The organism is Candidatus Allofournierella excrementigallinarum, from assembly GCF_944388085.1.
Lineage (GTDB): Bacteria > Bacillota > Clostridia > Oscillospirales > Ruminococcaceae > Allofournierella_A > Allofournierella_A excrementigallinarum.
On record NZ_CALXHK010000065.1, the window covers coordinates 1 to 10,207 of the forward strand.

Consider the following 10,207-nt stretch of genomic DNA (forward strand, 5'->3'; position numbering starts at 1 on the left):
TCCTTGGCCATCTTGATGGACACCGGCTGGAAGTCCTTCAAAAAGCGGCTGCAGCAGAAGGGCTGGCCGCAGATGCCAAGGCCTCCCTTCATCTTGCTCTCGTCCCGCACGCCGATCTGCCGCAGCTCGATGCGGGTGTGCAGGGCGCTGGCCAGGTCTTTCACCAGCTCCCGGAAGTCCACCCGGCCGTCCGCGGTGAAGTAGAACAGGATCTTGGAGCGGTCCAGGTTATACTCCGCCTCCACCAGCTTCATCTCCAGCTTGTGGGCGGCGATGCGCTCGCAGCACAGCTCAAAGGCGGCCTTTTCGTCCGCCCGGTTTTTTTCCATCCGGCGCACGTCCACCGAGTCGGCCATCCGCTGGATGGGCTTGAGCTCACGGCTCACCTGGCTGTCCGGCACGTCCCGGGGGCCGTCCACCACTTCGCCGCACTCGGTGCCGCGGGCGGTCTGCACCACCACATAGTCCCCCTCCCTGACGTCGAAGCCGGTGGGGTCGAAATAATAGGCCTTTCCGCTGGCCTTGAAGCGCACTGAAATGACTTTTTTCATGGGGTCAACTCTCTTTGCCCGGCCGCCGGGCGTGGGTGTCAGGTCCCCTGCCCGCGGCTGGTTTTGGGCAAGGGCGAAAGAGGGAAGGAAAAATTGGGAGGGCAGCCCGTCCGCCCGTGCGGAAAACACGAGCCGCGCCGGGAACGGCCCGGGCGAAAAAAGCGCACAGAAACGCAGGGCCGGGCTTCAGCCGGCCGCCTCGCAGAGTTTCGCCGCCAGCAGGGTGAACAGCAGCTTCTGGTTGAGGCTGCGGTCCATGGCGCGGCGCACCTCGCCGCAGCCTTCGGCGCAGCGGGCGGCGGCGGCAAGGGAAAGGCCCAGGCCTTCGGCCCCTTCCAGCACGGCGGCGGCCACGCAGGCCAGGTCCTCCAGCAGGCGGGCGGCGGCGGGGCGGTCCTTTTCAAAGGCGGCCAGCAGCCGCATGGCCTCATAGCGGTCGGCCCTGCCCACGGCCTTCGCCAGTTCCAGCGCGGCGTCCAGGCTGCGGCGGGCGGCGGGGTCGGTGGCGGCGGCCCTGGCGGGGCCGATGCGCCCGGCGTAGACCCGGGCCAGCAGCGCCGCGTCGGGGCAGGCGGGGCAGTTTTCCTTGAGATAGGCCTCGCACTGGGCCGCAGTCACCGGGCACAGCAGGAACAGGCCGCAGCGGCTGCGGATGGTGGCCAGCACGGCGGCGGCGCTGGGGGCGGTGAGGATGAACAGCACCCCGGCAGGGGGCTCCTCCAGAACTTTCAGCAGGGCGTTGGCGGCGGAGGGGTTCATGCGGTGCGCGCCGTAGAAGATGACCGCCCGCCCCGCGGCGGAGAGGGCGGTCTCGTAAACAAGGCCGCGCACCTGGCGGGCCTGGCCCACCAGGATCTCGCCCCGCTGGCCCTGGCCCCGCACCTCGATGCACTCGCTGCTGCGCCCGGCCAGCACCGCCTCGGCGGCGGCGCCCCCTTTGGGGAAGAGGAAATCGGCCGCGAGGCAGCGGGCGGCAAAGCCCGCGCCGCAGCCTTCCTCGGCGCAAAGCAGCACACTATTGGAAAGCCGCCCTGCCTGCAGGGCGGCCTGAACGCTGTCTTTAAAGGCTTCGTTGCCCCGGATGCGGCCGAGCATCACAGCTTTTCGAAGCGCTCCACATTGGTGACGAAGATGGTGGCGCCGCCCACGGTGACCTGCAGCGGATAGGCGGTGGCCACGCCGATGCCGTAGCTGGCGGTGCTGGGCACCACCTCGGTGCGCTGCTTGCAGTGCTGGGCAATGATCTGGATGCAGGGTTCCACCTTCTCATCGTCGGTGCCGATCATCAGGGTCATGTTGCCGGCCATCAGAAAGCCGCCGGTGGTGGACAGGCGGGTGACGGAGAAGCCCTCCTGGATGAGGTGGTTGCAGACCTGTTTCGCATCCTCTTTGTTGACGATGGCAGTGATGAGTTTCATGGACTATACCCCCTTTTGGCCCCGCCACGGGGGGCGGCGCCTGTTTTTGTGCTTTCATTATACCACACTCCGCCGCGGATTTCCACAAAAAACGGCGCGCCGGCTCCCCGGCGCGCCGCGTGCGGCGTGTTTTTTCAGCGGCCCCGCCACTGGTTCTCCCACTCGCGGCGGCGCCGGCGGGTCTCCGCGTCATTTTTCAGCCGGCGGAAGATGTCCGGCCCGAAGAAGATGAGGAAGTTGGCGAGCCCCAGCACGGTGGCCAGCGCCTGGGTGAACTGGAAGGCGATGAGCAGAAACGCCACCTGCAGCACATAGAGGCCGCCGGCGATCCAGCCCAGCCACTTCACCTTCACCGGCAGCACGAAGAAGAGCATCAGCTGCATATCCGGGAAGAGCCAGGCGAAGGCGAAGAAGAGGGAGTAGAACAGCGCTTCGCTGCTGCCCCAGCCGGTGAGCAGGCAGGCCACCCAGGCCCCCGCCATGCCCAGCAGGAAGTAAGCGTCGAAGGTGAAGGCCCCCCAGGCCCGCTCCAGCGAGGTTCCGATCCAGTAGACGAGGTAGACTTCCAGCGCGAAAAACAGCGGGTTCATGGTGAGGGAGGGGCTGAACACGAAACTCACCAGCCGCCACAGCTGCAGGTGGGCAAGGCCCGACCGGGTGAGCTGCAACAGATAATACACATTGCTGTTCACCAGCATGATGACCAGCCAGGCGGCGATCTGCCCGCCGGCCACCACCAGCATCAGGTTCCTCGGCGCTTTGCGGCCGTAGCGGTACTGCATTTTTGCCAGCCAGTTCATGGCGTGTGTCCTCCTTTGGGGCGGCCGGGGCCGCGTGTTGTTTTTTTGTTGTGCGAGCCTGCGGGGGCACTTTCACCCGCATTTTTGGCATTTTGGGGCTTTCCATTCAACAAAAAGTTAATGGGCCTTGAATTTTCCGCCCCGAATGTTGAAAACTAATGGGTTGAGCAGAGGTTTTTAACACTTTCAACAGAGTTTTCAACATTTCTGTGGAAAGCCGGGGTTTATACACATTGTAAATGGAATGGGCCCCGTTTGCAAGAAAAATGGAGAATTGATGTGGTTTCAGCCGGTCTTTTCGCCCACTTCCGGGGCGCGGAAGCCCTCGCCGAACACCTCGCTGGCCTCGCAGATCATCACCAGCGCCCCGGGGTCCACCCGGTGGGCCGCCGTGCGCACCTTGAACACCTCGTTGTTGGAGCAGGCGCACATCACCATCCGCCGGGCAAGGCCGGAATAGCTGCCGGTCACGTCCACCAGGGTGCTGCCCCGCTCCACCGCCGCGTCGATGGCCCGGCTCACCGCCTGGCCCTCGTTGGTGATGACCAGCACCAGCTTGCCGCTGCCCGCGCCGTAGATGATTTTGTCCATCACGATGGTGAGGGCGAAGGCGCTGACCATGCCGTAGAGCGCGGCGTCGATGTCGCCGAAGGCGGGGATGCCCAGCAGGATGACCGCCGCGTCGATGGCAAGGCTGAGGTTGCCGAAGCTGATGTGGGGGGCCTTGCGCTTGGCGGCGTGGATGAGGAAGTCCGACCCGCCGGTGGAGGAGCCTCTCATATAAATAAGGGAGAGCCCCGCGCCCATCAGCACGCCGCTGAAGCCCGCTGCCAGCAGGCGGCTGCCCTCGTAGACGGGGAAGAGGGGCAGCACGAAGTCGATGATGACGGTGCTGATGACCATGGTGCGCAGGCTTTTGAGGAAAAAGCCGTGGCCCAGCGTGCGCCAGGTGAGCAGCACCAGGGGCACGTTCAGCGCCAGGGTGACCATGCCCACCGGCAGGCCCCACAGATAGTTGATGATGAGGGCCATGCCCGACAGGCCCCCGGTGGCAAAGCCGCCCTTGAGGGCGAAGGTGTAGACCCCCACCCCGTAGAGCAGGCTGCCCGCCAGGTCAAAGGCCAGGTCGGTGGCAAGTTCCTTCCAGCGGGACGTTCCGCGCTTCATGGTCAATGGAGACCCCTCCTTTTTTTGCGGGATACAGTTCCATTATATCGTATGCCGGGGCAAATGAAAAGCGGCGCCCAAGGGCGGGCGGCGGGCAGCAAAAAGCGGCGCTCCCTTTTTTGGGGGAGCACCGCCAGGATGAAAAAGCCGATGATGAACCAGGGCACGCCGGCTTTGACGCCGCCCGAAGCCTTGCCGTCAGCGAAGAGGCTGCCTTCCTCCTCGGGGTTGAGGCGGGAGAACGCCAGCGCCACCAGCACGATGAAGACGATGCGCACGATCTTGAAGATGGTGGCCCCCGGCACGTATTCCGCCCCCACCAGGCCGGCGGCGGCGATGACCTGGCCGATGGACTGCATCACCCCGCCGATCATGGCGGTGGTGGGCAGCATGGCGTGGCCGTAGACAAGGCCGGTGACCAGGGGCAGCAGCACCATGAGCACCGTGCCGGTGACATTGACGATGGTGATGGAGATACCCTTGTCCTTGCTGTTCGCCCCCACCACCGGCGACACGGTGGCGATGGCGCTGGAGCCGCACACCGCGTTGCCCGCGCCCATCAAAAGGCAGAACCGCCGCCCGAAGCCGAACCGCCGGCCGATCAGGTAGGCCGCCGCGACGGTGAGGGCCATCTGGCAGAGGATGAACGCCACCCCGCCCAGCCCCAGCGCCAGGATGTCGCTGAGCACCAGGGTGCCGCCGGTGAGCACGATGGAATATTCCAGCAGGCTGCGCTCGGAGAATTTCAAGCCCTCGTCAAAGGCCGGCCTGTTCAAAAAGGTGTTGCCGCACACCATGCCCAGGGCGATGGCGAACAGCGCCGCCCCCAACGCCGGCGCCAGCTTCGCAATGGCCTGGGCCAGCAGCCCCAGCACCAGACAGGCCCCGAACCCGGGAGCCTTTTTACCGCCCATTCCTTTGCCCTTGCCGCCATGTCCCATTCCCCGCTTTTTTGTTTTTTCCGCCCCGTCCGGGGCGCTGCGCCTTGATTATACGGCGGTTTTTATATAAAATCCAATTAGATATATTTGCCAACTTATAAGAATTGCTTATGTTTTGGAGGGAGACGGGATGATCGACCCGAAGCTGTACACCTTTGTGACGCTGGTGGAGGCGGGCACCACCCTGCGCTGCGCCGAGGCGCTGCATCTGAGCCAGCCGGCGGTGACCCAGCACATCCGGGCGCTGGAGGCGGAGTACGGGGCGAAGCTGTTTGTAAAGGAGGGGCGGCGGCTGGCGCTGACCGGGGCGGGGGAGCGGTTCTACCGGCTGGCGAATCGGCTGCCGGCGCTGGAGGCGGGGGACTTTTCCCTGACCCGGCCCTTTGCCTTTGTCACCCTGCCGGACAGCCCCCTGGCCCGGCGGGAGAGCGGCCTGTTCGACCGGGTGCGGACCCTCTGCGCCGGGCTGTGAGGGGCGGAAAGGGGTTGGACGGCCCCGGCGGCCTCCTGTGCTACAATATGTCCACAATGATCGGCCGGCTTGTTTTTCTGCCACGTAAGGAGGATACTGACATGAAGCGAATGATCTGCATCGCGCTGGCGCTCTGCCTGGCCCTTTCGGCGGCGGGCTGCGGCGGCGGCGCTTCCCAGACCGTTGCCGGCCAGGGCGGCGGCCTTTCGGGCGGAGAGGAGACCCTGACCGAGGCCGGCGCCCAGGACAAGAACTGGAGCTTTTCCCTGCCGGGCCAGAACGGCCAGAACGGCCAGAGCGGCCGGCAGCTGGTGGCCGACCCGCTGGACGAAGAGGCGGTGGCCGCCCGCCAGCCGGGGGAGTTCATGGCTCTGGAGAGCTACGGCACCGGCCTGGAGGTGGGCAAGGAGAACACCTCCGACGGCCAGAAAGTGCGAAGCTACAAGGGGAACAAGAGCTGCTACGCGGCGCTGGAAAGCTATGTGGATGTGCTGTGCAGCGAGTACGACTTCCGGCAGGAGGGCGAGCCCTACTACGAAGTGATAGGCGGCGACCTGTTCTTTGATTTCTGCCTGGTGTACACCGGCGAGAACGCCCCCGCCAGCCACAAGGTGACGGGCACTTTCAGCAAGACCATGTGTGACCTGTCCCTCTATGGCACCACCCAGGGCAGCACCCTGAAAGGGGGCCTGTGGTTCGACCCCTCCCTCACCGGCCTGGACGGGGGCTACCGCTACGGCCAGGAGGGGGCGGACGTCACCCCGGTGGGCGAGTCCGCCCTGGCGGGGCTGTGGCGGGAGGCGGACGGCAGCTTTTCCACCAGCGACGGCCGGCTGACCGCCGCGGCGGGCAGGGCTATGCTGCTGTGGGACGACGAGGCCTCCACCGCCTCCGCCAGCTACCTGCGCTACACCGACGAGGGGCGCCAGGAGCTGGTGCTGGAGAGCACCTCCGGCCGGCTGGCGCGGATCTACCTGCCCCTTTCCTGCGAGCTCACCGGCGGGCGGGTGCTGGGCCAGGAGCAGTTCATCATCGAGAGCAGCTACGCGGTGAGCGCCGGCGGCCTGTTTGAGGACGAGCCCAGCTACACCTGGCCCAGCATGTTCGCGGTACACCGCCAGGAGGGCTGGGTGGTGCCGGTGCGGGGCATGAGCGGCGCCATGACCGCCCTCTGGACGCGGGTGATGTACGCGGAGGGGGACACGCTGGTGATCTACGCCGCGGCGGAATTTGAGACGTCCCCCCGCGCCCTGGAGCTGCTGGCGGTGGTGTCCACCGCAAACAGCGAGGTGGAGAGCGAGCCCCCCGCCGGCGGCGGCTCCGGCTCCGGCAGCTGCTCCTCCTGCAACGGCTCCGGCAACTGCACCACCTGCGGCGGCACCGGCAAAGTACGCAAGGCCCTGGCGGGCACCGGCAAATGGGTGGAGCAGGACTGCACCGCCTGCCGGCCCGCCGGCTCCGGCAACTGCCCGTTCTGTGGCGGCGACGGCAAGGCGTAAGGGTTTGCCGGCAGCCCTTTGGAGCCCGGCGATGAAAGAAAACAGGCCCCCGGCGGCAGGGAGAGCGCTCCCCGCCGCCGGGGGCCTTGCCGTGAAAAAGGCTCATTTTCTCAAAAACGCAACCAAAAGTTGCGGAGCAGTCGATGGACAAGACCCGCCCCGTTTTTTATAATGAAGGCAGAGGAAAGGGGGCTGCGCCATGACCATGGGGGAGAAGATCCGGCAGCTGCGAAAGGAAAAGGGCCTCACCCAGGACGCCCTTGCGGAGGCCCTGGAGATCAGCCGGCAGGCGGTGGCCAAGTGGGAGAGCGGCCAAAGCGCCCCCTCCACCGAAAATCTTCTGAAGCTGGCCGGTCTGCTGGAGGCGCCTCTGGAGGAACTGGCCGGCCCCAAGGAGCAGCCGGCGGCCTGCCTGGAAGAATATGCCCGCCTCAAGCTGGAGCAGGAGCGGCGGCGGCAGGCGGCGAAAGCCGCCCTGGGGGCGCGGCTCCGGGGGTGCGCGGCCGTCGCCGCCGGGTATCTGGCGGTGTATCTGGTCTGCCTAGCGGTTTTTTATCTGGCCGGCATCAAAAGCTCCGTCTGGGGCTGGATGCAGTCCTGCCATGTTCTGGCGGTGACCTGCCTTGTCCACCTGGCGTTTTGGCTGCTGGGCCGGCGGCGCGCCGGCGGGGCGCTGCTGGCCGGCACGCTGGCCGCCATCCCCCTGGCCAACGCCGCCGGGCTGGCGGTGATGGAACACACCCTCACCGGCCGCAACTACGGCTGGATGTTCTATCTGGCGGTGGTGTTCGCCTGCCTTGCCGCCGGCTGCCTTTGGGAGCTGCTGGCCCCAAAGGCGAAAGCCGGGCCCGTGTCCCGGCGGCGCGGGGCGGCGGGCGCGGGGCTGGCGGCGGCGCTGGTCATCCTCTTTCTGGCCTGTGCTTTCTGGTCGGTGCGGCAGCTGCGCTACGGCCTGGGCGCGGAGGCCGGCTACCGGCAGGGCTACGCCGCCGGCGCGGCGGACGCCCGGGCGGGGGACCCCCCGGACGCGTCCCTCTCCGCCGACCGTTTCCCGGCCCACTACACCTTTGGCTCCTCCCCGTTCAAGGGCTACGCGGTCTACTGGCCCGCGGGCTACCGCGCCGGCTACGACGCCCAGGCCCCTCTTGCGGGCCAGGCCCCGTAAAAGGCGGGCCCGGCGGCGGGCTTTTTCCAAACCGAACAAACACGCGGCGGGACGCCCCTTTGGACGCCCCGCCCCTTTTTCCGCCCGGGCGGGGCAGGCGCCGGCCAGCCTCCGGCGCGGAAAACCAGCGCCCAGGCCGCCCTTTCAAATTGAAACGCGAAAAAAAGGACCCCCGCGGGTGCGGGGGTCCTTTTGTTGTGCCGTTCGGGCGATGCGATTACTCGTAGAGCTTGACCAGCTTCTGCAGGTACTCGTAGCGCTCCTTCGCCTTCTTGTCGGCCAGATCGAACAGCGCCTCGGCGCGCTCGGGGAAGGCCAGCTTCAGGCGGCTGTAACGGGTCTCGCCGGAGATGAACTCCTTGTAGTCCGCGGTGGCGGGCTTGGAGTCCAGGCTGAAGGGATTGGCGCCCTCGGCCTTCTTGCGGGGGTCGAAACGGAACATGTTCCAGTAACCGGCAGCCACGGCCTTCTTCATCTCGGCCTGGCAGTTGGTCATGCCGCCCTTCACACCGTGCATCTCGCAGGGGGCGTAGCCGATGATGAGGGAGGGGCCATGGTAGCTCTCGGCCTCGGTGATGGCCTTCATGGTCTGGTTCATGTCGGCGCCCATGGCGATCTGGGCCACGTAGACGTAGCCGTAGCTCATGGCGATCTCGCTCAGGCTCTTCTTGCCGATGGACTTGCCGGCGGCGGCGAACTGCGCCACCTGGCCGATCTGGCTGGCCTTGGAAGCCTGTCCGCCGGTGTTGGAGTAGACCTCGGTGTCGAACACGAAGACGTTCACGTCCTCGCCGGAGGCCAGCACATGGTCCAGGCCGCCGAAGCCGATGTCGTAGGCCCAGCCGTCGCCGCCGAAGATCCAGATGCTCTTCTTGGAGAGGTAGTTCTTCTTGGGCAGGATCTCCTTCGAATACTTGCAGTCGGGGTCGGCCTCCAGCTCGGCGATCAGCTTCTCGGTGGCGGGGGTGTTGGCCTTGCCGTCGTCGTAGGTGGCGAAGTACTCCTCGATGGCCGCCTTCTTGCTCTCGCTGGTGGTCACTTCCGCCAGCTCGTGCAGCTTGGCAGCCAGCGACTCGCGGATGACCTTCTGGCCCAGATACATGCCCAGGCCGTGCTCGGCGTTGTCCTCAAACAGGCTGTTCGCCCAGGCGGGGCCATGGCCGCTCACCTTGCTGGTGGTGTAGGGGGAGGTAGCGGCGGGGCCGCCCCAGATGGAAGAGCAGCCGGTGGCGTTGGAGATGTACATCCGCTCGCCGAACAGCTGGGTGACCAGGCGGGCATAGGCGGTCTCGGCGCAGCCGGCGCAGCTGCCGGAGAACTCCAGCAGGGGCTGGTTGAACTGGCTGCCCTTCACGCTGGTCTCGGGCATCATGCCGTCCTTCTTGCGGATGTTCTCGACGCAGTAGTCGAAGACCTCCTGCTGGGCGGCCTGGCTCTCCTGCGGCACCATCTTCAGGGTGCCCTTGGCGGCGGTGGGGCAGACGTTCACGCAGACGCCGCAGCCCATGCAGTCCAGGGGAGAGACGGTCATGGCAAAGACGTAGTTCTCGCAGCCCTTGCCGTTCATGGCCTTGCTCTTGAGGGCGGCGGGGGCCTTGGCGGCCTCGTCGGCGGTCAGGGCGAAGGGACGGATGGTGGCGTGGGGGCAGACGAAGGCGCACTGGTTGCACTGGATGCAGGTGTCGGGGTTCCACTCGGGAACGTTCACCGCAACGCCGCGCTTCTCATAGGCGGAAGCGCCCTGCTCGAACTGGCCGTCCACGTACTTCTCGAAGGCGGAAACAGGCAGGCTGTCGCCGTCCATGCGGGCCACGGGCTCCATGATGCTGCGCACCATGTCCACGGTGGCGGCGTTGCCGTGCAGAGCCTCGGGGGCCTTGTCGTCGGCGGCGTTGGCCCAGTCGGCGGGCACTTCCACCTTGTGGTAGGCGTCGAAGCCGGCGTCGATGGCCTTCCAGTTCATCTCAACGATGGCCTGGCCCTTCTTGGCGAAGGTCTTTTCGGCGGCCTGCTTCATGTACTTGATGGCGTCCTCCCGGGGCAGCACGCCGGCCAGAGCGAAGAACGCGGACTGCAGGATGGTGTTGGTGCGCTTGCCCAGGCCGATCTCAACCGCCTTGTCGATGGCGTTGATGGTGTACAGCTGGATGTTGTTCTGGGCGATGTAGCGCTTGGACTCGGCGGGCATATGGTG

General features: G+C 66.3%; 10 protein-coding genes. 3 read left to right on the plus strand and 7 right to left on the minus strand.

All coding sequences use genetic code 11. From position 1 onward, the window contains the following. The 6 genes from ACH2AT_RS09870 to ACH2AT_RS09895 all read right to left on the minus strand — a co-directional run. Nucleotides 1–551, minus strand: a 551-nt coding sequence (locus ACH2AT_RS09870; RefSeq protein WP_394965658.1) for a stage 0 sporulation family protein, incomplete at its 3' end; no start/stop codon positions are given. 186 nt (nt 552–737) lie between these two features. Next, nucleotides 738–1,646: a hypothetical protein gene (locus ACH2AT_RS09875; protein WP_394965660.1), complete on the minus strand. Its 909-nt coding sequence runs from the start codon at nt 1,644–1,646 to the stop codon at nt 738–740. Further along, complete coding sequence (locus ACH2AT_RS09880) at nt 1,646–1,969, minus strand: cyclic-di-AMP receptor (protein ID WP_394965662.1); 324 nt, start codon at nt 1,967–1,969, stop codon at nt 1,646–1,648. Before ACH2AT_RS09880 ends, ACH2AT_RS09875 begins: the two co-directional genes overlap by 1 nt. 134 nt (nt 1,970–2,103) lie before the next feature. Continuing rightward, on the minus strand, nt 2,104–2,769 hold the full coding sequence (locus tag ACH2AT_RS09885) for a Rhomboid family protein (protein WP_394965664.1): 666 nt from the start codon (nt 2,767–2,769) through the stop codon (nt 2,104–2,106). Nucleotides 2,770–3,054: 285 nt separating this feature from the next. Beyond that, nucleotides 3,055–3,936, minus strand: coding sequence for a YitT family protein (locus ACH2AT_RS09890; RefSeq protein WP_394965675.1), 882 nt, complete (start codon nt 3,934–3,936; stop codon nt 3,055–3,057). A gap of 2 nt (nt 3,937–3,938) precedes the next feature. Continuing rightward, entirely contained in the window at nt 3,939–4,850 is a 912-nt protein-coding gene (locus tag ACH2AT_RS09895) for a YeiH family protein (RefSeq protein WP_394965665.1), read from the minus strand. Nucleotides 4,851–5,007: 157 nt separating this feature from the next. Between ACH2AT_RS09895 and ACH2AT_RS09900 the strand changes: the two genes are divergently transcribed. The 3 genes from ACH2AT_RS09900 to ACH2AT_RS09910 all read left to right on the plus strand — a co-directional run bounded on the left by ACH2AT_RS09900 (nt 5,008) and on the right by ACH2AT_RS09910 (nt 8,013). Beyond that, nucleotides 5,008–5,349, plus strand: a complete 342-nt coding sequence (locus ACH2AT_RS09900; protein ID WP_394965667.1) for a LysR family transcriptional regulator — start codon at nt 5,008–5,010, stop codon at nt 5,347–5,349. A 101-nt stretch (nt 5,350–5,450) separates the two neighbouring features. Further along, nucleotides 5,451–6,848: a hypothetical protein gene (locus ACH2AT_RS09905; protein WP_394965669.1), complete on the plus strand. Its 1,398-nt coding sequence runs from the start codon at nt 5,451–5,453 to the stop codon at nt 6,846–6,848. Between the two features lie 199 nt (nt 6,849–7,047). Next, nucleotides 7,048–8,013: a helix-turn-helix transcriptional regulator gene (locus ACH2AT_RS09910; protein WP_394965671.1), complete on the plus strand. Its 966-nt coding sequence runs from the start codon at nt 7,048–7,050 to the stop codon at nt 8,011–8,013. 217 nt (nt 8,014–8,230) lie between these two features. Here the strand turns inward: ACH2AT_RS09910 and ACH2AT_RS09915 are convergent. Further along, nucleotides 8,231–10,207, minus strand: a 1,977-nt coding sequence (locus tag ACH2AT_RS09915; RefSeq protein ID WP_394965673.1) for a 4Fe-4S binding protein, incomplete at its 5' end; no start/stop codon positions are given.